Origin of the sequence: Trichocoleus desertorum ATA4-8-CV12 (assembly GCA_019358975.1) — a bacterium.
GTDB classification, from domain to species: Bacteria; Cyanobacteriota; Cyanobacteriia; order FACHB-46; family FACHB-46; genus Trichocoleus; species Trichocoleus desertorum_A.
In genome coordinates this window covers 16,859-40,432 of record JAHHIL010000001.1, presented here as the reverse complement: position 1 = coordinate 40,432, position 23,574 = coordinate 16,859, and the positions used below count along the sequence as shown (strand labels likewise).

Sequence of the window (23,574 nt, the reverse complement as noted above, 5' to 3'; positions counted from 1 at the left end):
GAGATAAGCAATGCCAATTGCAGTAGGCATGATTGAAACCAGAGGCTTCCCAGCGATCGTGGAAGCGGCAGACGCAATGGTTAAAGCAGCTCGCGTCACCCTAGTTGGCTACGAGAAAATCGGCAGCGGTCGTGTCACTGTCATCGTGCGGGGCGACGTATCTGAAGTTCAAGCTTCTGTATCGGCTGGCGTGGAATCTGTGAAGCGAGTCAACGGTGGCGAAGTACTATCGACCCACATTATCGCTCGTCCCCATGAAAACCTGGAGTACGTGTTGCCAATGAGCTACACCGAAGCAGTAGAACAGTTCCGGACCTGATCGGGCGGCCAAAGCTTTACCGCTTTGGTTCAGTATTTTTAGTCAGCGCTCAAAGAGAAAAAGGAGTTAGACCTCATGGCAATTGCAGTGGGCATGATCGAGACCTTGGGCTTCCCGGCGATCGTGGAAGCCGCGGACGCAATGGTCAAAGCAGCTCGCGTCACCCTAGTTGGCTACGAGAAAATCGGTAGTGGACGTGTCACCGTCATCGTGCGAGGCGACATTTCTGAAGTCCAAGCTTCTATAGCAGCAGGTATTGAATCTGTGAAGCGAGTCAACGGGGGACAAGTGCTGTCTACCCACCAGATTGCTCGTCCTCACGAAAACCTGGAGTATGTGCTACCCATCCGTTACACTGAGGCAGTCGAACAGTTCCGTGAGAGCGTAAATGGTCCTCGCTCTCTCCCCTACACCAGACCCTAGGCTTGAATGCTAATTGCTAAAGTTCGCGGCACGGTTGTCAGTACACAAAAAGACCCTGGTCTACAGGGTAGTAAATTCCTCTTATTGCAACTGATCGATGAAAATGGCAACCTTCTACCAGAGTATGAGGTGGCAGCTGATTGTGTCGGGGCAGGGCTAGATGAATGGGTACTGATCAGCCGAGGAAGCGCAGCTCGTCAGCCTTCTAGCCAAGAAAAGCGTCCGATTGATGCGCTTGTGGTGGCAATTATTGACACGGTTACGGTTGACAATTCCCGGCTTTATAGCAAGAACGAGGTCTATCGTTAGTCGCCCACTAACAGTTGCTTTAGCAGCCAACGGGGTAATGAATTGTTGGCTGTTCTTGCAAACTTGAGCCAGCAGTTCTCGTGAGGGTGGGTCTATCGCCTGCCCTACCCAACATTATTGCTGAAGGCCAGCATGGCTATTTCAGTTAGGAGATTCAGTTATGGTAGTCCGCAGTTCTGCGGCCCCCCCAGCTCCGTGGTCTAGTAGCACGGCCCAGCCGCAGATCAAGCCGCAGATCAAAGAGACGGCTTATGTCCACGCTTTCGCCAATCTGATCGGGGACGTGCGAGTTGGTGACAATGTTCTGATTGCAGCGGGAACCTATATCCAAGCGGATAAAGACAACCCCTTCTACATCGGCACTGGCACCAATATTCAAGACGGAGTGATGATTCATGGTCTAGAAAAGGGCCGAGTGATTGGGGATGACCAGAATCAATACTCTGTCTGGATCGGCAGCAATGCTTCGATTACCCACAAGGCTTTGATTCACGGTCCAGCCTACGTCGGCAATGACTGCTTTATTGGTTTCCGCTCCACAGTATTTAACGCTCGTGTGGGCAAAGGCTGCATTGTAATGATGCATGCTTTGATCCAAGATGTGGAAATTCCACCAGGTCGGTATGTGCCGTCCGGTGCAGTCATTACCAGTCAACAGCAGGCCGATCGCCTACCCGATGTGGAAGACTCGGACATTGAGTTTGTCAGGCACATGGTAAGCAACAACAATGCCCTACCTGCTGATAATCTCCATGCTGAAGATATTGCTTGTCTCATACCCATTCGTAATAAGTTAACGGAGCCTGATACCTTTGGGGAAGGTCAAGGTTCTGGCAGTCGCAACCATCAAGAGTCAACTATGCAATTAAGTTCAGAAGTACTGCAACAAGTGCGCCAACTCCTGGCTGGGGGTTACCGGATTGGCATCGAGCACGTGGATCAGCGTCGCTTCCGCACCAATTCTTGGCAGAGCTGTGCCCCCGTTCAAGGCAACAGCGAATCTCAAACGATCGCGGCGTTAGAAGCTTGTCTCGCCGAGCACCAGGGTGAATACGTTCGTTTGTTTGGGATTGACACCAAAGGCAAGCAGCGAGTTTCAGAACTGATCGTTCAGCGTCCTGGCGATCCAGCCGTGACCGCCTCTAGCGGTGCTTCTACTGGCCGCAGCTGGAGCAATGGCAGTGGTCAAAGCAGTGCTTCTACGACTGCTAGAAGTAGTTCTTCGAGTGGTAGTGGTGTGACCGCAGAAGTTCAGCAGCAAGTGCGTCAACTCTTGAGCCAAGGCTACCGCATTGGGACTGAGCACGTGGATGAGCGTCGCTTCCGTACCAACTCCTGGAACAGCTGCAGCCCCATTCAAGCAACGAGCGAAGCTCAGGTTTTGGCAGAACTGAATTCTTGTCTAGCTGAGCACCAAGGCGAGTATGTGCGACTGATTGGGATTGACTCCAAAGCTAAACAACGGGTATTAGAAACGATTATTCAGCGCCCTGGTGACAAGGCCAACGTATCCAGCACTGCTGCTTCCCGGAGCACGGGTCACGTAGGTGGTGGTCAAACTTCGTCTCAAGGTGCTGGCTCTAGTGGTGGTTCTGCAAGCGGCGATCTGCAACAGCAAGTGCGTCAGCTCTTGAGCCAAGGCTACCGAATTGGCACTGAATACGCCGATGAACGCCGCTACCGCACTAGTTCTTGGAAGAGCGGTCCTTCGTTCCAAGCCAAGCATGAATCAGAAGTGTTGGGCAACTTAACCAGCTTCTTGGCTGAGCACGAAGGCGAATATGTGCGGTTGATTGGCATTGACCCCCAAGCTAAGCGTCGAGCTTCTGAAACCTTGATTCAAACTCCCAGCGGTAAACCTCAGGGGGCTAGTGTTCCCGTTTCCCACACCAACGGTAATTCGAGTAACGGTTCTAGCAGCTTCAGAAACCATTCCAGTGGTTCCAGCGCTAGTAGCAGTGGCTTGTCTGCGGAAGTGCAGCAACAAGTACGCCAACTGTTAAACCAAGGCTGCCGGATTGGCACTGAGTATGCAGATGAGCGCCGTTATCGCACTAGCTCGTGGAAGAGCGGCCCCTCCATTCAAAGCAATAGTGAATCGGAAGCATTCGCTTCTCTGAAAGCAATTGTGGCCGAGCATGAAGGGGAGTATGTGCGACTGATTGGAGTTGACCCCAAAGCTAAGCGTCGGGTGTCGGAACTTCTGATTCAGCAGCCTAAGGCGATCGCTCAGCGTTAATGATGTAAATTCTGGTGGAGGTTCTGATCTGTCAAGGTCACCTAGTACAGCCGATTCTTGTTTGACTCTAGAGGTGCCCACGCTCATGTCTTTGCCACCACTTCACCCCCCTGCGAATCCTGAAACTTATGTACGGGGTGACGTGACAATTCATTCAGGTGTTGCGATCGCACCGGGCGTGCTCATTCAAGCAGAACCCAACAGCCGGATCATCATTAATGCAGGCGTATGCATTGGGATGGGCAGCGTCCTGCATGCTTACGAAGGAACTTTAGAGCTGCGCGAAGGAGTGAACTTAGGTGCAGGTGTTCTAGTCATTGGTGAAGTGACCATTGGCGCGAATGCTTGCATCGGTTCCTCCGCTACCCTCTTCAATTGTGAGATTGAGGCAGGGCAGTTGATACCCTCTGGCTCTTTGTATGGAGATTCGAGCCGTCAAGTAGCCTTGGAAAATGGTTTAGAAGCCAATGCTAAAACAACTTCTGAACCTACGGCTAACTCTCAGCCTGTCGCTACTCCAGCGGCTACATCGACCCCAGCTCAAACAACGACACCATCACAAGTAACCTCAGAGGCAACCTCAGAGGCAACGCCAAAGCCAACCTCAGATCAGTCAGCCTTAGCAACAAAATCTCCGGAGGCAGCGCCAACCCAAGTTTATGGGCAGGCTTATCTCAATCGATTGTTGGGAACGCTCTTACCCCATCGACAAGCGCTAAATCAACCGATTAATAATGATGATTTAAGCGAATGATGCCTAAGGAGGGCGAAGAATTCGGCTAACGACTTCTACAATTTAAGGAAGAATCATTGCCCGAATCTTCTGCTTCCACAGGTTCTGATTAAGGTTTTAGATGATGACACCTCCGAACAATTCTCCTACCTCTGAACGGCTCCGTCGCATCCAAAGCCTCAAAGAAAGCGCACTTGGCCTCGTTTCCACCCGGAGTTTTCCAGCCATTGTTGGCACCGCCGATATGATGCTCAAGTCTGCGGGTGTCACATTAATTGGTTATGAGAAAACGGGTGGGGGCTACTGTACTGCGGTCGTGCGGGGCAGAATTGCAGACGTGCGTCTTGCGGTAGAGATGGGGGCAGAAACGGCGGAGAAGTTTGGGGAACTAGTATCTGCCGTGATCATTCCTCGTCCCCTTCCCAACCTAGAGGCCGTATTGCCCATTGGCACTCGATTAGCCGAGTTAGCTCTCGAAAATTCTCAAAGCCGTCTGAGTAACTTAGCAGTGGGTCTGCTGGAAACAAGAGGGTTTCCGGCGATGGTCGGTGCAGCAGATGCCATGCTGAAGTCGGCGGATGTGCAGTTGGCTGCCTATGAGAAAACGGGAGCTGGCCTTTGTACTGCCATTATTCGCGGCTCTGTGGCAGACGTGGTGATTGCAGTTGAGATTGGTATGCAAGAAGCCGAACGGATCGGAGAATTGCACGCCGTTATGGTGATTCCTCGACCCTTAGATGACCTAGAAGCGACCCTACCGACAGCAGCCTGTTGGATTGAGAAAAAACCCGATCCTTTACCAATCTTGATCTCAATTCCAGTCCAGGAAGAAGAGAAGGAACTGGTTGAGCTAGAGCGATCAACTGTCCAACCTCTAGCCCTCCCAGCCCAAGTAGCTGAACCAGAGTTGTTAGAACTCCCAGATCTGCAAAAATTACCGAAGCGGTTAGAAGAACTCTAGCTGACTTATTTTTGAGAGCGATCGCCCGCTAGGATTCTATTTCCAACACCCCTTTCCTTTTTGCATGAATACTTTTCATATGTCGCTTCACAGTGTTGACTGTGATGTATAGCTTTGTGGCAATTTTCTTATAGGAATAGTTGTCTTGATACAGTAACCAAACTTCTGCTTCTCGTGGGGTCAGACGATATTGTTGCACCTCGGCGATCGCTTTATTATGCATCGATTGATGTCGATCTTCGAGGGTGACTAATAGAAATGGGGATTCACTGTTCTCAGCTGATAGCCAGCTAGCTCGCACTCGAATGGTATTGAAATTAGGTGTCGTAATTTCTGACTCTACGACCGAGTTTGAGCTGCTTCGCTGTTGATTTTTCACTAAAACTTCGCAAACCCGCCAAATTTGCTGGGGGACACGCTGAAGTTGAGCCAAGCTCTGGGTTAGCTGACCACAAACTTGGCGGGCATAATAATTGCCATGCACCCAATCACCAGTAGGTGTCAAGAGCAAAATGCCATCCATAAAGCATTCAATGGCTTCTTGTAATAAAGCGGGTTTTAATCCTGAGGTAAGTCGGCGGTCTAAAACTTGAAGGGATCGATCAGTTCTTTCAGGGGCATTGATTAAACTGTTCATTTTGGGGTTATTGAATTAGTATTTTGAACTTTGAGCCTATGGAGTTTTAGTTAGGTTCTTTTCACGTCACTCAATAGGTTGGGTCTTGTTTCTTATGCGCTTAGCCCATAATTTCAAGAGCAATTACCCCAAAAGCGTAAAACGTTAGAAAAATTAAAGTTGCCGCCCGAAACTGAGCAACTCTACCTACAAAGAGCTGTCATTCTGACAGTATTGCAAAAAAATTGACATTTCATTTAATACTGAGCCACACTTTGTATCTTGAGTAACCGTATGATCCTTCCTGCCAACGGTAGGCAGTAGCTTTCTACACCAATTGGTCTTTGCTCCGAACGCTTAGCCCCAAGGAATCGCTTGAAGTTTTGCAGAAAGTCGTGCGATCGCCTGAGCCCCAACCTCCAGGCCAGCTTTCGGCTAACAGTTTTTTTCTGGGATCTCAGCAGAACTATAAGAATTTTGATAATGTGTTACGTGCTGTAATATTTAGGCAAAAAGGGTACAAGAAGGCAATGACTGGATTTATTCGCGGTTTCTTTGGTGCTAAAGCAAAGGCTGAAGATTCCACCCTAGAGTCCACTAATGGTGCAAGCAATAATGATGCTGGTGCTGCTATCAAGAGCACAGCTAGCCAGCCTGCACCCACATCTAAAGCCTTCTTCCTCAATGATGACGAAGCTAAGAGCTGGGGTAATGTCGAGTACATGCGGAAGGCGATGAAAGTTCGCCGTACTTTCCCTAAAACTGCAGGGGGTAATGTTAGGGAGATCGTGTCTGAAATCTCCTCTTTAGAGAACAAGCTACAACTGTCTCAAGCTCAAATAGAGATTGCCAACCCTGCTCCGGCGGCTCAACCGGAGTCAGCCATTCTCAACAATGATGCGATCGCAGCACGCCGCAGCACCGACACCAGCATGGATCTGTTCCGCAACATGGCCCGCGACCTGAAGAAGCGCTAACGTCTCTTTCTAGGTGTAGAGCAACTTCTGTTCTACACCTCAACCAACGTCTGTGATTACTGATTGCCTTCCAGATTCTGTTGCATAGCCACACCGACAGCTTGAACTTGTGGATCAGCACTTTGAAGCAGAGCGGATGTAACCGTATGTTGAGCAGTATGACTGCAATAAGGGCGATCGCTTGTCACACTTGAGAGATCAACGTACCAATTCGCTTCAGAATGCTGAAAACCTCATAGAGTTTGTTCTGACGTGGTAGGAGCGAGAAGACATCCGAGAGATCATATTCCCCTTGAGCCAACTCAACGAAGGCGAAGCTGCCACCATTTGTGACTAAGCCAAATAGAGGCTTTTCTGGATGGGGGTTAGCCATCATGTAAGCGAGAGCTTGAGGGATAGCAATCTCTAGATCAAACGTGGTGCGTTTAGACTCAATCACTAAAACCCAAAATTGGTTTTGTACGGCCAATGCATCAATTCGCCCTCGCAAAACTTCATCCTGGTCAGCGATCGCAATTTCGATTGGAGTTTCTGCTTGAAACCGAAAGGGAGCCTCATAGAAGCCCGCTAGATCTAGCAACGGAGACAGCAAAACCAATTTGATCGTCTCTTCTGTCAAGAAACCATCGGCTCTCTGATAAACATACTTACGCTTAATGCGATCGAGCAGTTCTTTCTCTTGGTCAGTCAGGGGAGGTGAATCCGCGAACCACTCTGTAAAAAACTGCTCATTTTCAGTGCGCCTAAGATTAATCTGGCCTGTACCTGGTTTAGAGTCGTAATGTTTTCAGAGATAGGAATTGTTTGAACCATTGCTAGCCCACTTTTGCAGCTTGCGATGCTACCAGCTTAAGCGATCGCCCAAGTTCTAACTATGGGTTGACTGTGAGAACCAAGGGTCGGCTGAAAGCGGTAAACTCTTCATTTGTCACTGCATCTCGGCCACTCACTTGGCACACAACTCGCACCTGGCCAGGTGTAACCGTACGGATTGCCGACTCACGGTTGGTATTTTGGCCCGGAATTATCTGTTGAGGACGGTCAATCACATCAAAGTTGAGGGCGATCGCCCAGGCAGCGCTGAGTGGGGAATATTCGCAGAACGCATTGACATTAGCTAGGGGATTGGGTCCCCGGTTGCCATAGGTCTGAACCACCTTGGGCTGCTGGCCTAAGCGAGTCGAGGGTTCAGTCAAGATCGCATTGATGTAGAGCGGGTTAGTTGCAGCGCTAACCGTTGCAGCGCTAACCACAGTGGGTTGAGCCAACACTAGAGCAACAAGGAGACCCAACGTTGCGATAATGCGAACCAATATCCGCTGAATTGGAGAGAAACACATCACTGATCCTTCTAATAGGGTTATTGTTCTCTATTCATTGACTTCTTTGCAGAATCAGGTTCGTTGAGAGCCTCTACTTGTAACTTAGCGGACAGCTGGAGAATCGCTTTTTGGAGTTGGGGAGAAAGTTCTAGTGCTCCAGAACGGATATGTAAATCGCGTTGCGGCACGGGAATCTCAATCTGGCGTTGCTTTAATGAAGCTTCCATCCGGAAGTAAAGCTCACTCTTCAAAAAATACTGTTTGCTAGGCTCCGCCGTCCAAACTAGCAACTCAAAATTCAGCGCAGATTCACCAAACCCTTTAAACCAAACCTGAGGCGCTGGCACATTTAAGACATCCCGATGAGCCTTCGCTGCTTCTAGCAACACAGAACGCACCACATTTGGGTCAGACTGGTAAGCCACATGCACAGGCAAATGCAAACGCGCGACGGAGCTATGGTAGGTCCAGTTCTTGACTTCTCCTTCTAACAGCCGAGAGTTCGGGACAATAATAGAAGTTTGGTCAAGTGTACGGATAATGGTGCTGCGGGCTCCAATCCGTTCAATCGTGCCCTCATATTCTCCTACTTCTATAAAGTCACCGACTTGTACAGGTCGCTCAAACAGCAACACCACACCACTACCAAAGTTCTTAGCAATATCCTGAAAGCCAAAGCCAATCCCTACCCCTAGGGCGCTAGCCACGATCGCCAATGAGGTGATGTCCAAACCCCAAATTTGCAGCAGCACAATAGAGCCAATGAAAATCAGCGTGTATTTGGTGATGATCGCAACTGCTTCTTGAGCACTGCGATTGATGCCAGATACACTGAGAATCCGCGATCGCAAAACATTGGTCAGCGCTCCAGCAAGACCTATCAACCCTAATAGCAAACCTGCGAGAACCAGCAAATCAATAATCGAGTAGGCTTGCCTGCCCAAAGTGATGATGGGAGCCGTAAAACTCGTTAGCAAGGTATTGAGTGCGCCGTAGCTCCACTGCCGAGACACTGGAAACAGGTTCATGACATAAAATGCTGACCCGATCCACAGAACTGCCCGCGCGATCGCCAAACTTAGATACAGAAACAGATCGAGCAAATGAGGCTGTCCTTCATGGGCAGTAGTCGCGGGAAACCAGCGCTGGAATCCTGGACGCAGGGAGTAATGCCAGAAACGCCCTAGCAACAGATGGATGGCAAAGGCAGTGAGCAAAACACTAGCTGCCATCAACATTGCCTTCCGAACAAACTGGCTGCCGCGTTCGGTTTGTGACTCCTGCACTAATGCTTGAATTTGTTCTGCCCAAATTAGGGCTTGGTCCATTGGGGTATGAGCCAAAACTGTATCTCGGCTAGTCACCGTCAACAGATAGCGATCGTTCACCACAATGGTCGGTAATTGATTTCGCTCTTCTACCTTGACCAGGGCTGGCTCTGGGTTCTGAACCACTTCCCGCAGTTGCAAGTTAATCAAATCGGCTCGGTCATTAGCGCTAAAGTCTCCCGAAGCACTAACGCGAAAGATGGTGCGACCATCTAGAACGACAGGCGCTTTGTCCGCAGATTGCGCCTGAGCTAAAGTTGGGCTCAGCACCAGTAGGCAGATTAACGCGATCGCCACTCCAACCGTTCTAAGTGACCGAGAGAGAGCAGTTAAATACCGATTCAGCGTCACTAGCACCGGGAGAACCTTGATACAGAGTTATGGTCGCCTTTTGAGCGATGAATGCTTGTAGCGTTCTAACACTTAACTCCCAGCGCTGTCTTCTCCCTGTTGGTAGGCACCATACCTGTCATATTGCATGACGGCTCACAAGCTCGCCTTTAGTGACTAAACCTGCATGTGGTAAAGCAGTATTTGAGACTAGATAGACTCTTGAGCAAACTTATTTCGACAAATATTTAGTAGTTCATCTAAACCTTGATTACCCGCTTCTTGGGCGTTGCGCCCGCTTCGTTTAACTGCAGCAATCGCTTCAACATTGGACAGGCCCCGAAAGCTGACTAACCAAGCTGCTAATACATGCCCAGTTCGCCCAATGCCACCAGAGCAATGGACTACCGTTTTTTCCTGCATGCGTTCAGCTTCTGCTAGGAAGGGTAAGACCAAGTCGGTTAAAGTTAGGGCATCCGCAAAATGAAAGTCTTTAATTGGTGCCCAGCAAACTTTATCAACACCAAAGGCCTGGTGATAAAAGTCTAAGAGCTGGTTATAGGAAGATAGTTGATGCTGGGGCAATAGACAGACAACGCGTCGAATCTCTTGAGTGAGCATAAAAGTCAGCCATTCATCTACAAAGATCCGGGGAACCGAGGGCAAGGGAAATCCAGGACGACGGGCTCCATAGACAAGCATCTCTTGCTCTATTGCAGCAGCAAAACCATTGGCTGGTTTTACAACTCGACTCACCAAACGATAGTAGATGTTGTTCACATTGCTTGGAAGAACTAACGCTGAGAGCTAGCCTAGCATCAGTAGGCAGTTGAGCGATTGATAACTCCTTGCGCTATTTAGGATGGTGTTTAGGCTGCATCTTTGCCAACAATGCTTGATTTGGGGTAAGGGAGCTAACAAAGCGGCTGTAAACAAGTTGGGTGGGGGACCAAGGCGAGAACCAATAGACATACTGCGCGATCACATTAGGTTCACTGCCACTGGTTGCTTCAAACCGGATCAGCGCCAAATTGTTTAGTCCCACCACTTCTCGTCCATCTTGGAACCAGCGAGATCTCCAAATCAGGAAAGGTTGCAGCCATCGGTGTTTGGCGTTTCTAGCTCGTCTCCAAGGAGGTAGCAACCACGACACCTCAACCCCAAAAGGAGAAACCCGTGTTTGATCTCGGGGCATCCATTCCAAAGCACAACTCCAATCAGGTTGCGTAGAGGGGAAGTTATCTGCTTGGAGAGATGCGATCGCTTTTCCAGAACCTTTCTTAGAGAGAGAGAAAGTTCCACGGCGAAGATGGGGCAACTGTTTGGCTGAGAGTTCTACCATATCAGGTGACTTGCTCCACCCTATCCAATAACGAGCCTTTTCTGGCAGCAGCCAACCCTTCAACCGCGTGTGAATCAGCCGAGTCAGGGGTTCTTCATTCTTTAGTGCACTACAGGTCAATTGCACCAAGACAGAGGCGGGGTCAGCAGAGGGTAAATGGCTTTGACGAGAGAGACGCACCACAGAGCTGTAATGGATATCCCCAGACATCACGATCACCTGTTGGCGTTGAGCAAACAAAGTAGTGAGAAGTTGCGCCAGAGCTTCAGTGTGGATGTTCCAAGCATCGCCTACATCTGTAGCAAATACCTTATTCTTGCTTAACTGCCATTGATGAATCTGATCAATCACTTTCATCCCAAACACATTGGTTGGAGCAATGATGAACGTAGCCTGGATCTGTGAGTAATTCTCTTCTTGCTGAGCTGTGGCTCGGAGCGGAATAGTGAGTTGTCGCTCAAAGGCTTGAGGAGAAAGCAGCATGGGTGGAGCGATCGCTTTTTGGTCTGCTGGATAACCCCGCCAAGTGCGTGTATCTAGCACCAATACTTCATGGCAAGCACTTCGGACTGTATAGTGCCAGGTGATCGCTTCTGGATGCCGTTCTAGTATCAGCACAGGTCCATCGGAGACAAAAGTAGGTAAGCCTGTGAGGGGGTCACGGCTGGGCATGCCAACATAACGAGCGATCGCCTCATAAGCAGTCGTATCTGTTCCCTCAGAGTCAGACCAGGCTTGGGCAGCAGCCAAAAGTCTTGCACCGAATGTTCCCGATATAAATTGCTCTGGCGTATTCCCCCATGCTTGAAACACCCCATAAGCTAACAAGGCGTTTTGCACCGCTCGCCGTCCTAGAGGGCGGCCCAATACTCGGAGACACCAAGCTTGGTTTAGGTTCCAGTCATCACTAACATCATGATCATCAAAGATCGTGTATACCGGGATATTGGCAAGGGCACGCCGCACTTTCCACAAAGTATAGATAAACTGCCGCATATCCCTAGCTTCGCGATCCCAACATTTCCTGGCTGAGCGATCGCCAGTCATCTCCTTTCCAGTCGGGAGCGGTGTGGGCCAGCAGACCGGAGACCAAGCTAATAGATAAGAGGCATAATACTCACCCAGGCTCAGGAGATGACTGTTGGCCTTGGTTCGTTGCTGGTGTAATCCTGCAGTGAAACCTGCCTGCGTGGTTGCTATCTCGGCTCGTTGCCCAGCAGGTAAATCTTTGGGCATGCGATACACCACATTATTTGGCTCTCTTCGCCCAACCGGAAGCTTCTCTTCCCAACCTAAGAGAGCATCACCCAGATTGGTAGCGACCCATAACAAAGGGTCTGCCACATCATCTCCGTAAATTTGATCTCCGGTGAGGAACAACTGGTGAGGACGACATCGAGGTTGCGACGCTGTTTCCTCTATCAAGCAATCGAGAATGGGTAGGGCATCAAATCCATTACCGTGGGATTTGCGGCAAGAACCCTGCACCATGCGTAGATCTTGTAGTTGAGTGGGAGATAGAACAAAAGTGGGTTTTTGGTGAGCAAAGTAGCTAATACTGACTGTCGGAAATTGGCTAGAACAGAGAGCTTGCTGGAGTGTCTGCTGAAGCTTCGTATCCTCCATGAGAAACTGGAGATCATAGGCGTAGATGCGATCGCTGTTGATCTGCTGCTTGGTAGCATGAGCGGTCACCGCAACCACATGCAAAAACTTGCCTAGCGCTATAGTGGAGCGGCTTCCTGTGGATAGGCTATTGCCCAAGACTTCACCATTATCTGTTGTTTCGTAGATCTTGAGTTCTACTTGACACGGCTGTCTCAAGGCTAACCAGACTGTGACTGATTCCGAGTCTGTATGTTGCAGAATTGGCCCTGCTAATATCAGGGGCAGTTCACTCAAAAACTCGTCCCAGGCTTGGTCTTTCATCGCAAACTACCCAATGATTCCAGTAGTCTAGCCGAAAATTGTATTCTTGCTTACAAGACAACCGCTGGGAGGGGCGATCGCAAGAGTTTTTGAATTTGTCAGTAGGAGATTATTTTCGCAAATCTTCTAGAACGCTAGAGATCATGATTCTTAGCGCTGGAACGTCTTCCTGAACCGCTCTCCAGAGGATTTCTACATCTGTATTGAAGTAATCATGAATCAGCTTATCCCGCATTCCTGCAATATCTCTCCAAGGAATAGTAGGATACTGGCTTCTCACAGGATCAGGAATTCGCTTCACAGCCTCACCAATAATTTCGATCGCTCTTGAAACTGCAAACACTTTTTCTAAATTTTGCGAGAAATCTTCAAACTCAATGCCTCTTGTGAACTGCTCAATAGCGGCGATCGCATCCAAAATGTCCTGTAAATAGTCTTCCAGTTGCCGTTTAGTCAAAGGTAGACCACCTCTGCTAAAATCCTTTCTCCCAATCGAGGCTTCAAGCCAGACTTATGCACCAAATCGACTTTGACCCCTAGATTATCACTGAGATAATTTTCTAAATTAATAAACTTCAACAAGCTTGGTATTTCGGAAAACTCCACCAGCACATCCACATCACTAGTTTCTGTCTGCTCCTGCCGCACATAAGAGCCAAAGATTCCTAGTTCACTAACCTTATATCGTTCCTGTAATACAGTCTTATGTTGTACTAACCCTTGTCTAATTTCTTCTAGTGTCTTCATGCCAGCAACACTTTTAGAACAAAGTAAAATGCGCCGTTTCATCACCTTAAATTTCTACATTACCAGCTAACGCTGTTTTATTTCCACCCAGTTGTTTTGCTCCCTCATACATGGCCTTATCGGCTACTTCTAGGATCTCGCTCAGCATTTTGCCATGCTGTGGATAAAACGCGATCGCACATGTAATAGTTAGTGAGGTTTCTATTCTAGTACAAACAGAAAAATCGAATGAACAGAGCCGACTCCGCTTAGGTAAGTCCAAGAACGAAGTTTCTACTCTTTTACGAATTGCCTCGGCCACTGAAACAACTTCTGTCAAGTCGAGTTCTGGCAAGAGAATCAGAAATTCTTCCCCACCAACACGGTTGGCTTCACAACTCGGTGGAACTTCGTGAGCAATAATATGAACAATTTCTTCTAATGCCTCATCTCCTTTATGATGACCATACTTATCATTAAAGAGAATGAGCTGATCAACATCTATCAAGACAATTCCTATCTGAGGAATTCCCTGTTCAATCAATTGAGAGAAAAACTCAGATTGGATGCTCTGATATTTGTGAGAGGGGTAAATCACAATACCTAAAATATTTCCAGATTAGAGAAATCTTGATTGGAAATAAGTACCACCAAATGACCATATGGGTTAGCGTAGCGTAACCCATTCTACTGGTTTGACTGTGCGCAGAACGTTATAACACCGTCAACAGCATGAACCTATTCTGTAACGTAGCCCACGACTTGAAGAAGCCATAATTATTTTATGCGTGCAGACCAACTTCCACTCTTATCATCCACTTGCATCATCATTCGCTACCTTGTTCTACTAGTTCAATCGCACGACCATCTGGATCGAGAACTACGGCTCGCAATCCCCAAGCTGACGTTGTAGGTGAAGACAAAACTTTGACAGACAAATCCTGCAATGCAGTTAGGGTGTCATGTAATGAACTGACGCAAAAGCCAATCATCGTCGCTCCACCTACTTTAGGTTCAGGTGCAATACCAACAGAGCCCGGATAAATTTCAAGCACTAAACTCCCTAGAGCGCAAGAGTAGTGAACAGGCCCTCGCTCATGCTTCTCTGCGACTAGCTCCAGTCCTAATCTGCGGTAGAACGTCAAGCAAGCTTCCAGATTTGCAGTTCTCAGAACTATTAATGAAATAGCAGGACTCAACATTCATACCGTTCCCAGCATTTTCTCAAGATTCATCTCTAGGTGAAGTATTGTGCTCAAAGGTAACCCACCTCATTGCTGCTATCCATGTGATCACTGCTCATGTCTTGCCAGTTGTGGCGATCGCCCTGTTTGACCCGTCATCAATCGTAGAGCTAGATACTTCAAAGGTCGCAGAGTTCGCATCAGCCAGAGACCCAAACGGCGGATGACCACTAAGGGTAGCCAATTGCTAGAAAAACAGCGATCGAGGAGATCCGTAAAGCCGAGGATCGTTAGGTTTTCCGATTTGCGCCAGCGTTCATAGCGTCGTAGCACTTTCAAGTCACCAATGTCTTCTCCTTTTTGGTGGGCTTGCAATAGCACCTGCGCTAAAGCAGCGGCATCCCGAATTCCCATATTCAAGCCTTGACCACCCACCGGATGGCAACAATGGGCCGCATCTCCTACCAACGCCAAACGCGGTAACGTGTAGCGATCGCTCTGCATCAACTGCACCTGAAACACATAGCGATCGCTTGCCAGAGATAACTTGCCCATTTGGTCGCCATAGCGCCGAGAGAGTTCTGCCAAGAAAGATTCATCATCTAGATCAGCCATCGCCTTCGCTTCCGCATGAGGAGCCGTCCAGACAATTTGGCAACGATTTTCAGGGAGCGGCAAAATCGCAAACGGGCCACTGGGCCAGAACCGCTCATAGGCAATACTGCCGTGGTTCTTTTCCGGCTGAATTACACAAGTAATGCAAGACTGCCAATACTTCCAGCCACGGGTGCGAATCCCTGCTTGTTGCCGAAGTGGCGATCGCGATCCATCCGCCGCCACCAGCAACCGCGTGCGAATCGTGCGCATTTCTCCCTCAACTGCCACCTTCAGCTCAACCCCATCCGGTTGATAATGCGCCTGCACGACCTCCGCCGGACACAACTCCGTAATATTCGGGCTTTTGTCCAAACAGTCATACAGCGATCGCATGATGACATGGTGCTCCGCCACATAGCCCAGCGCCTCCGTGCCCAAATCCTCCGGCAGAAATCGCACTACATTTGGATGATCCGCATCCGAGAGCCGAATCTGGCAAAACGTCGTCACCTTCGGCAAAATTTCCTGCCACAACCCCAAACCTTCAAAAATTTTGCCCGACAGTAACGTCACCGCGTAAGCCTGCCGTCTGCTCAGCCCCGCCGTCCGAGGTCGCGCCTCAATCAGCGCCACCCGCAACTCCGAATTCCGCAACGCACAAGCCAGCAGCGTCCCTGCAATGCCGCCACCCGCGATCGCCAAATCATAGTCAAAAGCAACCATGCTTAACCGTCTTTAATAAAACAGCCTGAGAAATCGTGATTTTTCTTAATTGTTACGCGAACAGGCGAGGGGAGCAAGGATGAGGGATGAAGGAGCAAGGATGAGGGATGAAGGAGCAAGGATGAGGGAGGAGGGATGAAAAGGGTGAGAAGTCTGGACTCAGAAGCCAGAGAGTAAGGAGTAAGGGGAGAGGAGTGAGGAAAGAAGAACTAACAATTCCAGGTATCGAAACGCTGACACTCAACTTCGTTTGGAGGGGGTCTGGGGGACGCAACCGTCCCTCAGCGGGGGTTTGGGGGCAGGTGCCCTCAAAGGTTCGGCTCTTCCCCAAAAGAGCCAAACAATCACCCACCTCAACCATTTCCAAAAATCCTCAGTAGACTCAGAAAAGACCGCAACCCTTCACATTTCCTTACTCACCCAGGAGCTACTCCCCTAGCATGTGCCGTTTACTAGGCTACTTAGGGCCATCCATTCCGCTCGATCGCCTGCTCAACAAGCCTGAGCACTCACTCATCGTCCAAAGCTACCAGCCCCGTGAAATGACCTCTGGCATACTCAACGCCGATGGTTTTGGCATTGGTTGGTACCACCCCCAGCAAGCAACAAACCCCTTTACTTACAAAAACACCCTACCCATCTGGAACGACCCCAACCTCTCCAGCCTCAGCCGCTACATCGAATCAGGCTGCATCCTAGCCAACGTCCGCAGTGCTACGGCAGGCCTTGGTGTTGATTTGAGTAATTGCCAGCCTTTTCAGCAAGATTCCGTCTTGTTCATGCATAATGGCCTCATCAAAAATTTCCGGCACACATTGAGGAAAGCCATTTGCGATCGCCTGGATGAGAAATCTCATCAAATTATTCAGGGAACAACCGACTCAGAGTACATCTTCGCGCTATTACTCCATTACTGGAACCAAGCTCCAGAAAAACCTCTAGAAGATGCTCTGCACCAAACTCTCATCACCCTCTCTGATCTCACCGAGAGACAGCAGTTAGAGTTTTCGGCCAATATCCTGATCAGCGATGGCAAACGGTTGATTGCGTCTCGCTTTGCCAGTCAGACCTCTACCCCCTCCCTGCACTGGCTGCGCGACGACCCCACGCTTCCCAATGCCGTAGTCGTGGCCTCTGAGCCTTTGTTCGCCGGAGATTGGATCACTTGCCCAGAACGTAGCATTCTGACAGTAGAAGATGACCTCGACATCCAGATTCGCTCCATCTGACCCACGGCTCAGCCAGCTAGAGTTACAACGGCAGCAAATGCAGCAATGGTTGCAAGACTGCCGCGTGGGCACCCTCGCTTTATTTCAAAGCGTTGATGCTGAGACATTTCGCCAACAAATTCATCCCGAATTTAGCCCCATTGGTTGGCATTTGGGACACATTGCCTTCAGTGAAGGGCTATGGATTCTGGAACATTGTGCAGGTCAACCACCCCTACTCCCCCAATACCGCCGTTTGTTTGCTGCCGATGGCCTACCCAAAGCAGAGCGCTGCAACCTACCTAATTTTGAGGAGATTTGTGAGTATCTAGAAGCAGTCCGAGCCCAAGTACTTCAATACTTGCAAATAGCGCCCCTCAACGAGCAAGAAAGGCTTTGGCACTGGCTGTTACAACACGAAAGCCAACACAGTGAAACCATTAGCTTTCTCCTGCAATTACACCGTTGGACTTCTGGTGCAGAGCTACAACCGAAGCTACATCCCTCTCAAACCCAAGCAGTTTCTCGCACTTGGGGCGAAATGATCTGCATTCCTGCCGGAAGTTTTGAGCAGGGCAATGACTCCCTAGACGCGATCGATAACGAACGCCCAGTACACCCAGTTCATCTCGAAACTTACTGGATCGATCGCTACCCCGTTACCAATGGCCAATACCGCCAATTTATTACGGCTGGAGGCTACGACCATTCAGAATATTGGTCAGCAGCAGGTTGGCAGTGGCGACAGACAAACGCCATTACTCAACCCCTCTACTGGCGAGATGAACCTGATTGGGCAGACCATCCCGTTTGTGGAGTGAGTTGTTATGAGGCGGAAGCTTATGCTCGCTTCGTTGGAAAACGCCTACCCACAGAAGCCGAGTGGGAAAAAGCAGCAAGTTGGCATCCCCAAACTCAACAGCGCCAAACCTACCCTTGGGGCGAAGCCTTTCCGAGTGCTGAGCGATGTAACCACGACCATTTGCAAGGTCAAACAACAGCCGTTGATGTTTACCCATCCGGGCAAAGCGCCTATGGTTGCTACGACATGCTGGGCAATGTCTGGGAATGGACTGCTTCTTGGTTTGATGGCTACGATGGGTTTGAATTCTACCCCTATCGTGGCTACTCTCAAGTGTATTTTGATGGGCAGCATCGCGTGTTGCGGGGCGGCAGTTGGGTAACTCGGCCTTGGGGATTGCGCTCTGCCTTTCGTAATTGGTATGACCCTGGCACCCGACAAATTCTCGCTGGCTTTCGCTGTACCCAAGATGTAGAGCCTGCGATCGCGGCCTCAGATAGGTCAGAGGTTTAGAATTTTTTGAGCCTTTCTCCAGCAGCCTTAATGAGAGAATACAAAAAGCCAGAATTCAGGAGCCAGAATTCAGCAATCCATCTCGATTAGTTACAAGGGAATGGCAATGTTAGCAAAGCGGATTTTGCCCTGTTTAGATGTCAAAGCAGGCCGAGTCGTTAAAGGCGTAAACTTTGTAGATTTGCGTGACGCTGGCGATCCAGTGGAGTTAGCGCAAGCCTATAACGAAGCGGGGGCAGATGAGCTAGTCTTTCTAGACATTACCGCGACCCACGAAGACCGAGGGATTATTTTCGATGTAGTTCACCGCACCGCAGAACAGGTGTTTATCCCTTTGACTGTAGGTGGAGGCATCCAAAACTTAGAAACCATTAAAAATCTGTTAAGAGCGGGAGCTGACAAAATCAGCCTAAATTCAGCAGCGGTGCGCGACCCCGATCTAATTAATCGAGCCAGCGATCGCTTCGGTAGACAGTGCATCGTAATTGCCATTGACGCTCGGCGGCGACAAGATCCTGCCAACCCAGGGTGGGATGTGTTTGTACGGGGGGGACGAGAAAACACCGGGCTAGACGCGATCGCTTGGGCCAAAGAAGTAGAGCAACGCGGAGCAGGCGAACTCCTAATCACGAGTATGGATGCCGATGGTACTCAAGCAGGCTATGACGTGGAGCTAACTCGTACCATTGCTGAGCAGGTACAAATTCCAGTGATTGCCTCAGGCGGAGCGGGTAACTGTGAGCATATCCACACAGTCTTGACCGAAGGTAGGGCAGAAGCGGCTTTGCTGGCCTCTCTACTCCACTATGGGCAATTAACAGTCAGCCAAATTAAACATCACTTAGCCGAACATCAAGTCCCAGTGCGGCTGCTCTAACTTACTGATCTGAATTCCAGCCTTTAATAGGGACAAAATGCAACTCCTAGATTGAAACAAAGGTTAAGGTTAGACTCCTGCCTTCCTCCAGAGGCAGAGATATCTTAATATCTGTTACAATCCGTAAAGATTGCGTTTCGTAAACAACTAATGTTTACTTCTCTCATTGTTTTAGCTATTTTTGTGATTGTTACTGCTCTGGTGGTCTGGGCTTTGCGCTTGATGCAAAAAGCCATTGAGCAGCAAGAATTTTCTTTGATGCTGGCTGGGTGCTTGGTGGCGACCGCAGCAGCGGCAATCATGGGAGTTTGCTTCATGATGAGCGACTACATGGGCTATGTGAGCCAACTCACCCAACGCACCTATGTAACCCATACTTTTTCTGAGTTGCCAGTTTGGGAAATCCAAGCTGAAGAAGCAGCCCAGTTTACAGCTTCTTTTCACCGGGAACCTTTACCGAAGCGTGCTCCCAAAACTTTCGCAACTGTAAAACCCTAAATTAGCAAAATCGCGCGAAGCAAATATTTCTAATAAGTCATTAAGTCCTAACAGTTTTTGCTAGAACGATGAAGCTTAGAACTGGATAAGAACTGAAACTTAACGTCAAAATTATACAAACTTACTTAACCTTTCCTAACAGGGTTAGAAACATAGAGCTAGAGCCGAAACTAAGAGAATTAAACCGAGTGTCTTAAGGCTGCACTTTCATCTCTAGCCATCTGGTTTCATACAGGGTTCAATCTATTCAATCTTGGCATTGCCACCGAAACTGGCGTTGTGGCAATGCTCAATTTGACGTTGGAAGAATTTAACGTTTAATATTCACTACTTTATTTGCAGGCTTACCGGGTATCTTTGGGAACTTTGGATAAAGTGGATGAGTTGCTCACCCAGATTTTTTGCAGGAGTCTATTAACACCCGTATGGACAACGCCATCCCTGAACTTGCCATCCCCGAACTTGATAGTATTAGTCGTCAGTTAATGAGCCTAGAAAAACCTCAAAAACCTAAAATGCTCGTGGTAGATGATGAGCCAGATAACCTGGATTTGCTCTACCGCACCTTTCGGCGTGATTTTCAAGTACTGCGAGCTGAGAGTGGTGTCCTAGCGTTAGACGTACTTGCCACTGAAGGTGAAGTAGCGGTGATCATCTCTGACCAACGGATGCCAGAGATGAAGGGCACTGAGTTTCTCAGCAAAACCGTGCCGCAGTTTCCCAATACCATGCGGATCATCCTTACAGGCTTTACAGATGTTGAGGACTTGGTAGAAGCCATCAACTCTGGACAGGTGTACAAGTACATCACCAAGCCTTGGGACCCAAATGAACTGAAGGCCGTAGTGCAACGCGCCGCAGAGACCTATGAGTTGCTAAAGCAACGCACTGAGGAGCTACGGCGGGCTCAAGCCCAAACCAATCTGCTTTCGGCGATTGTCCAAGTGGCTCAAAGTTCTGCCAGTTTAGAAGCTTGTCTGGAACCGATCGCGATCGCCTTTGGCAAAAACTTTTCCGCCCACGGCTGTATTCTCCAACTGGTGGAAGGTAATGCTTTAGTGGCTACTCAAGGTATTTATAGTGCTACTGGCGGTCTAGAAAATTGGCTGGATCAAGATCCGTTAGCGAAGGAAGCGATCGCCAGTCAGCAAATGCAAGTGGCGGTCAATATCCCTACCGACGACTCCTTGGCGAGTGTGGGGCACTATCAAGCATCTGGAGTTCAAGCACATCTCATCGTCCCCATTACCTACCGTGGTGAAATCTTAGCCGTACTGTCGCTGCAATGGAAAAAGCCTTGCAAGTTGCGCGAAGATGAGTTGACCCTAATTCACCTATCCGCTCAACAAGTTGCCTTGGCCTTAACCTGCACTCGCTATTACCGACCCGTGGTTTAGGCTTCAGGTTGTTCTAAAAATGTACTTTTATGTTTTGAGGTGTAAAGCGCGATCGCCCCTGGCTACACTCTGGAAATAATTACACTCCAAAATAATGGAGTATGCTGTGTGGTGTTTAGTTAGCCAGCTTGCCTCTCTTACCCAGCTAGAGTAGTAGGCTAGTGTAACCGACCTATTTTTGATTCGGTTTCAAAAGTTTGGCAATGACACCCAATTGCGATCGCACCCCCCCTCTCCCAGAAGATCTCCTCAGTTCCTCTAAAACTGTAGAGTTACAAAACGCGGATCAAGCCGCTCCGATCCAAGCTCTTTTTGACCGGATTGCTCCGATCTATGACCAACTCAATGACTGGTTGAGTTTGGGGCAGCACCGGATTTGGAAGCAAATGGCAGTCAAATGGAGCGATGCTCAACCCGGAGACACCTGCCTAGACTTATGCTGCGGCAGCGGTGATTTAGCTCAACGACTAGCGCGGCAAGTCGGCTCTACGGGTCAAGTTTTTGGGGCGGATTTCTCAAAAGCGCAGTTGGCGATCGCTCAGCAGCGGCTAGAAGCCAGTTCTTGCCCTCCCATCATCAATTGGGTTCAGGCGGACGCATTAAATCTGCCGTTTTCAGAAGCGCAGTTTGACGCTGCCACAATGGGCTATGGCCTGCGTAACGTCACCGACATTCGGCGCAGCCTAGAGGAATTACACCGGGTGCTCAAGCCAAAGGCCAAAGCAGCAATCCTAGACTTTCATCGTCCCGCCAACCAGGAATTTCAAGCCTTTCAAGCCTGGTATCTCAACAACATTGTGGTGCCTCTAGCCGAACAATTTAATCTGCGCGAAGAGTATGCCTACCTCAGTCCCAGCCTCGAAAAGTTCCCGATTGGCTCCGAGCAAGTGCATCTAGCTTATCAAGCTGGCTTTACGGAAGCCACACACTACCCGATCGCCGGGGGTACGATGGGAGTACTAGTTGTGACAAAAGGATCTGACTAAGTACCTTGGAGTTGTCTAACCTCTGGCTTTTCGCTGGTCCTCCTGTTGTCGGTGGCATCATTGGCTATTTCACCAATGATATTGCCATCAAAATGCTGTTTCGCCCCTATCGGCCTTACTACCTAGGCAAGAAGCAACTGCCGTTTACTCCTGGCTTGATTCCTAAAAACCAGGAACGGTTAGCGAAACGCATTGCTGACACGATTATGGGGTCTTTGTTGACTCCGGAGGAATTACAAAATTTAGCTCGTCGTCTGCTCAAGACAGAGCGAGTCCAAGCAGCAATTCTCTGGTTGCTGCAATTAGGTCTGGATCAAGTTCAAGCGGATAAAGAACAAAAAACTGCCAAAATCTTAGGTGGCATTCTGCGGGATCTGTTAGGCCAATCAATGCCTCGGCTCCTGAAAGTGCTAGCGCGACGAGAAGATTTTCTCGAAACCCAACTGAATCAAATTTTTGATCAAGTTCTGTTGGAGTTTCAACTGACAGAAGACCAAGCAAATAAGCTATCAGAATGGCTGTTACAAGTCGTGTTACCGCCAGATGCAATTCGTCAAGCTTTGGTCGATTTTTTGACCGATCGCAACATTCAAATTATTGATGAAGGTTTCCGCGAAAAAGCCAGCGGTACTTACTGGGTCGTTGCCAACCTGTTTGGGCTACGGAACTCCTTGACTCGCCTCCGCACTTTCTGCCTCGATGAACGGGAGGCTAGCAACGCTCGCATCGCCGAACTGACTTTGTCCTTGGCAGTGAGACAGCGCTTGAGAGAGTGGCTACAAAATCTCTCTTTACAGAATTTACCTGTTTCTACCGTGCGGCAGCTCCGCAAAACTATGCGCGACAGCGTCCGGCTATATATCCAAAACCGGGGCTCGGATGTTTTACAAGGTTTGAGCAAATCGATTGACTGGGAAAACCTTGCCACGGTAGTTCTCAGCCGCCTCCGCAATTCTGCTGTAGTCAATGCGTCGTTAGGGACAGTGAGTCAGGAATTGGCTTTAGTGCTAGAACGGTACCTAGAACGAGATTTAGAATCTATTGTGGCTCAAGCAATTCCAATTTTAGACATCGATCAAGTGATTATCGATCGCGTCAAAGCCACTTCGTCGGCTGATTTGGAGATGGCCATTCAAGGGATTGTCCGTAGCGAGCTACAAGCGATCGTGAATTTAGGCGGCATTCTTGGCTTCGTCATTGGCTCTTTCCAGAGCATCTCGTTTTTGCTGCGTTGA

At 49.1% G+C, this 23,574-nt stretch carries 24 protein-coding genes and 1 pseudogene; 14 read left to right on the top strand and 11 right to left on the bottom strand.

What is annotated here, in order from left to right:
• Positions 1–10 precede the first annotated feature (10 nt).
• From KME12_00195 to KME12_00170, 6 genes are all read left to right on the top strand, one after another.
• Positions 11–319 carry a carbon dioxide-concentrating mechanism protein CcmK gene (locus KME12_00195; protein MBW4486190.1) on the top strand — a complete coding sequence of 103 codons (309 nt, stop codon included), beginning with the start codon at positions 11–13 and terminating at the stop codon, positions 317–319.
• 75 nt (positions 320–394) lie between these two features.
• Positions 395–742: a BMC domain-containing protein gene (locus KME12_00190; GenBank protein ID MBW4486189.1), complete on the top strand. Its 348-nt coding sequence runs from the start codon at positions 395–397 to the stop codon at positions 740–742.
• 6 nt (positions 743–748) lie between these two features.
• The gene (locus KME12_00185; protein MBW4486188.1) at positions 749–1,051 is read left to right on the top strand and encodes a EutN/CcmL family microcompartment protein; all 303 of its coding nucleotides are present in this window, start codon (positions 749–751) and stop codon (positions 1,049–1,051) included.
• Positions 1,052–1,211: 160 nt separating this feature from the next.
• Positions 1,212–3,290, top strand: a complete 2,079-nt coding sequence (locus KME12_00180; GenBank protein ID MBW4486187.1) for a ribulose bisphosphate carboxylase small subunit — start codon at positions 1,212–1,214, stop codon at positions 3,288–3,290.
• Between the two features lie 85 nt (positions 3,291–3,375).
• Entirely contained in the window at positions 3,376–4,044 is a 669-nt protein-coding gene (locus KME12_00175) for a hypothetical protein (GenBank protein MBW4486186.1), read from the top strand.
• Positions 4,045–4,144: 100 nt separating this feature from the next.
• Complete coding sequence (locus tag KME12_00170) at positions 4,145–4,984, top strand: BMC domain-containing protein (GenBank protein ID MBW4486185.1); 840 nt, start codon at positions 4,145–4,147, stop codon at positions 4,982–4,984.
• Positions 4,985–5,012: 28 nt separating this feature from the next.
• On the opposite strand, the gene KME12_00165 is transcribed toward KME12_00170, so the two are convergent.
• Positions 5,013–5,621 (bottom strand): LuxR family transcriptional regulator, encoded by a 609-nt coding sequence (locus KME12_00165; GenBank protein MBW4486184.1) that lies wholly within the window; start codon positions 5,619–5,621, stop codon positions 5,013–5,015.
• A 611-nt stretch (positions 5,622–6,232) separates the two neighbouring features.
• On the opposite strand from KME12_00165, the gene KME12_00160 reads away from it, so the two are divergent.
• Positions 6,233–6,577, top strand: coding sequence for a hypothetical protein (locus tag KME12_00160; protein MBW4486183.1), 345 nt, complete (start codon positions 6,233–6,235; stop codon positions 6,575–6,577).
• Positions 6,578–6,761: 184 nt separating this feature from the next.
• On the opposite strand, the pseudogene KME12_00155 reads toward KME12_00160, so the two are convergent.
• From KME12_00155 to KME12_00110, 10 genes and pseudogenes are all read right to left on the bottom strand, one after another.
• A pseudogene (locus KME12_00155) lies at positions 6,762–7,390 on the bottom strand (type I restriction endonuclease subunit R).
• Between the two features lie 59 nt (positions 7,391–7,449).
• Entirely contained in the window at positions 7,450–7,917 is a 468-nt protein-coding gene (locus tag KME12_00150; protein MBW4486182.1) for a hypothetical protein, read from the bottom strand.
• Between the two features lie 20 nt (positions 7,918–7,937).
• Complete coding sequence (locus KME12_00145; protein MBW4486181.1) at positions 7,938–9,584, bottom strand: mechanosensitive ion channel; 1,647 nt, start codon at positions 9,582–9,584, stop codon at positions 7,938–7,940.
• 183 nt (positions 9,585–9,767) lie between these two features.
• Positions 9,768–10,259 carry a dual specificity protein phosphatase family protein gene (locus tag KME12_00140; GenBank protein ID MBW4486180.1) on the bottom strand — a complete coding sequence of 164 codons (492 nt, stop codon included), beginning with the start codon at positions 10,257–10,259 and terminating at the stop codon, positions 9,768–9,770.
• 151 nt (positions 10,260–10,410) lie between these two features.
• Positions 10,411–12,828, bottom strand: a complete 2,418-nt coding sequence (locus KME12_00135; GenBank protein ID MBW4486179.1) for a PhoD-like phosphatase — start codon at positions 12,826–12,828, stop codon at positions 10,411–10,413.
• 109 nt (positions 12,829–12,937) lie between these two features.
• The gene (locus KME12_00130; GenBank protein MBW4486178.1) at positions 12,938–13,285 is read right to left on the bottom strand and encodes a DUF86 domain-containing protein; all 348 of its coding nucleotides are present in this window, start codon (positions 13,283–13,285) and stop codon (positions 12,938–12,940) included.
• Complete coding sequence (locus KME12_00125) at positions 13,282–13,575, bottom strand: nucleotidyltransferase family protein (GenBank protein ID MBW4486177.1); 294 nt, start codon at positions 13,573–13,575, stop codon at positions 13,282–13,284. Before KME12_00125 ends, KME12_00130 begins: the two co-directional genes overlap by 4 nt.
• A gap of 46 nt (positions 13,576–13,621) precedes the next feature.
• Positions 13,622–14,152 (bottom strand): GGDEF domain-containing protein, encoded by a 531-nt coding sequence (locus tag KME12_00120; GenBank protein ID MBW4486176.1) that lies wholly within the window; start codon positions 14,150–14,152, stop codon positions 13,622–13,624.
• Positions 14,153–14,381: 229 nt separating this feature from the next.
• The gene (locus tag KME12_00115) at positions 14,382–14,756 is read right to left on the bottom strand and encodes a VOC family protein (protein MBW4486175.1); all 375 of its coding nucleotides are present in this window, start codon (positions 14,754–14,756) and stop codon (positions 14,382–14,384) included.
• 90 nt (positions 14,757–14,846) lie between these two features.
• The gene (locus KME12_00110; protein ID MBW4486174.1) at positions 14,847–16,058 is read right to left on the bottom strand and encodes an FAD-dependent hydroxylase; all 1,212 of its coding nucleotides are present in this window, start codon (positions 16,056–16,058) and stop codon (positions 14,847–14,849) included.
• A gap of 440 nt (positions 16,059–16,498) precedes the next feature.
• Between KME12_00110 and egtC the strand changes: the two genes are divergently transcribed.
• From egtC to KME12_00075, 7 genes are all read left to right on the top strand, one after another.
• Positions 16,499–17,287 carry an ergothioneine biosynthesis protein EgtC gene (gene egtC, locus KME12_00105; GenBank protein MBW4486173.1) on the top strand — a complete coding sequence of 263 codons (789 nt, stop codon included), beginning with the start codon at positions 16,499–16,501 and terminating at the stop codon, positions 17,285–17,287.
• Positions 17,256–18,581 (top strand): SUMF1/EgtB/PvdO family nonheme iron enzyme, encoded by a 1,326-nt coding sequence (locus tag KME12_00100; GenBank protein MBW4486172.1) that lies wholly within the window; start codon positions 17,256–17,258, stop codon positions 18,579–18,581. Before egtC ends, KME12_00100 begins: the two co-directional genes overlap by 32 nt.
• A 106-nt stretch (positions 18,582–18,687) precedes the next feature.
• Positions 18,688–19,458, top strand: coding sequence for an imidazole glycerol phosphate synthase subunit HisF (hisF, locus tag KME12_00095; GenBank protein MBW4486171.1), 771 nt, complete (start codon positions 18,688–18,690; stop codon positions 19,456–19,458).
• Positions 19,459–19,608: 150 nt separating this feature from the next.
• Positions 19,609–19,956, top strand: a complete 348-nt coding sequence (locus KME12_00090) for a hypothetical protein (protein MBW4486170.1) — start codon at positions 19,609–19,611, stop codon at positions 19,954–19,956.
• A gap of 425 nt (positions 19,957–20,381) precedes the next feature.
• Positions 20,382–21,353 carry a response regulator gene (locus KME12_00085; GenBank protein ID MBW4486169.1) on the top strand — a complete coding sequence of 324 codons (972 nt, stop codon included), beginning with the start codon at positions 20,382–20,384 and terminating at the stop codon, positions 21,351–21,353.
• A gap of 203 nt (positions 21,354–21,556) precedes the next feature.
• A complete protein-coding gene (gene ubiE / locus KME12_00080) occupies positions 21,557–22,339 on the top strand; it encodes a bifunctional demethylmenaquinone methyltransferase/2-methoxy-6-polyprenyl-1,4-benzoquinol methylase UbiE (GenBank protein MBW4486168.1) in 783 nt (260 codons plus the stop codon).
• Positions 22,340–22,344: 5 nt separating this feature from the next.
• Entirely contained in the window at positions 22,345–23,574 is a 1,230-nt protein-coding gene (locus KME12_00075) for a DUF445 family protein (protein MBW4486167.1), read from the top strand.

What these genes read in the sequence shown, in the direction of transcription:
- KME12_00115 (MBW4486175.1), bottom strand. Translation starts at nt 14,756, where the DNA reads ATGTTGAGTCCTGCTATTTCATTAATAGTTCTGAGAACTGCAAATCTG.
- KME12_00190 (MBW4486189.1), top strand. Translation starts at nt 395, where the DNA reads ATGGCAATTGCAGTGGGCATGATCGAGACCTTGGGCTTCCCGGCGATC.
- KME12_00135 (MBW4486179.1), bottom strand. Translation starts at nt 12,828, where the DNA reads ATGAAAGACCAAGCCTGGGACGAGTTTTTGAGTGAACTGCCCCTGATA.
- ubiE (MBW4486168.1), top strand. Translation starts at nt 21,557, where the DNA reads ATGACACCCAATTGCGATCGCACCCCCCCTCTCCCAGAAGATCTCCTC.
- KME12_00100 (MBW4486172.1), top strand. Translation starts at nt 17,256, where the DNA reads ATGACCTCGACATCCAGATTCGCTCCATCTGACCCACGGCTCAGCCAG.
- hisF (MBW4486171.1), top strand. Translation starts at nt 18,688, where the DNA reads ATGTTAGCAAAGCGGATTTTGCCCTGTTTAGATGTCAAAGCAGGCCGA.
- KME12_00180 (MBW4486187.1), top strand. Translation starts at nt 1,212, where the DNA reads ATGGTAGTCCGCAGTTCTGCGGCCCCCCCAGCTCCGTGGTCTAGTAGC.
- KME12_00090 (MBW4486170.1), top strand. Translation starts at nt 19,609, where the DNA reads ATGTTTACTTCTCTCATTGTTTTAGCTATTTTTGTGATTGTTACTGCT.
- KME12_00085 (MBW4486169.1), top strand. Translation starts at nt 20,382, where the DNA reads ATGGACAACGCCATCCCTGAACTTGCCATCCCCGAACTTGATAGTATT.
- KME12_00175 (MBW4486186.1), top strand. Translation starts at nt 3,376, where the DNA reads ATGTCTTTGCCACCACTTCACCCCCCTGCGAATCCTGAAACTTATGTA.
- KME12_00165 (MBW4486184.1), bottom strand. Translation starts at nt 5,621, where the DNA reads ATGAACAGTTTAATCAATGCCCCTGAAAGAACTGATCGATCCCTTCAA.
- KME12_00150 (MBW4486182.1), bottom strand. Translation starts at nt 7,917, where the DNA reads ATGTGTTTCTCTCCAATTCAGCGGATATTGGTTCGCATTATCGCAACG.
- KME12_00185 (MBW4486188.1), top strand. Translation starts at nt 749, where the DNA reads ATGCTAATTGCTAAAGTTCGCGGCACGGTTGTCAGTACACAAAAAGAC.
- egtC (MBW4486173.1), top strand. Translation starts at nt 16,499, where the DNA reads ATGTGCCGTTTACTAGGCTACTTAGGGCCATCCATTCCGCTCGATCGC.
- KME12_00170 (MBW4486185.1), top strand. Translation starts at nt 4,145, where the DNA reads ATGATGACACCTCCGAACAATTCTCCTACCTCTGAACGGCTCCGTCGC.
- KME12_00140 (MBW4486180.1), bottom strand. Translation starts at nt 10,259, where the DNA reads ATGCTTGTCTATGGAGCCCGTCGTCCTGGATTTCCCTTGCCCTCGGTT.
- KME12_00195 (MBW4486190.1), top strand. Translation starts at nt 11, where the DNA reads ATGCCAATTGCAGTAGGCATGATTGAAACCAGAGGCTTCCCAGCGATC.
- KME12_00125 (MBW4486177.1), bottom strand. Translation starts at nt 13,575, where the DNA reads ATGAAGACACTAGAAGAAATTAGACAAGGGTTAGTACAACATAAGACT.
- KME12_00110 (MBW4486174.1), bottom strand. Translation starts at nt 16,058, where the DNA reads ATGGTTGCTTTTGACTATGATTTGGCGATCGCGGGTGGCGGCATTGCA.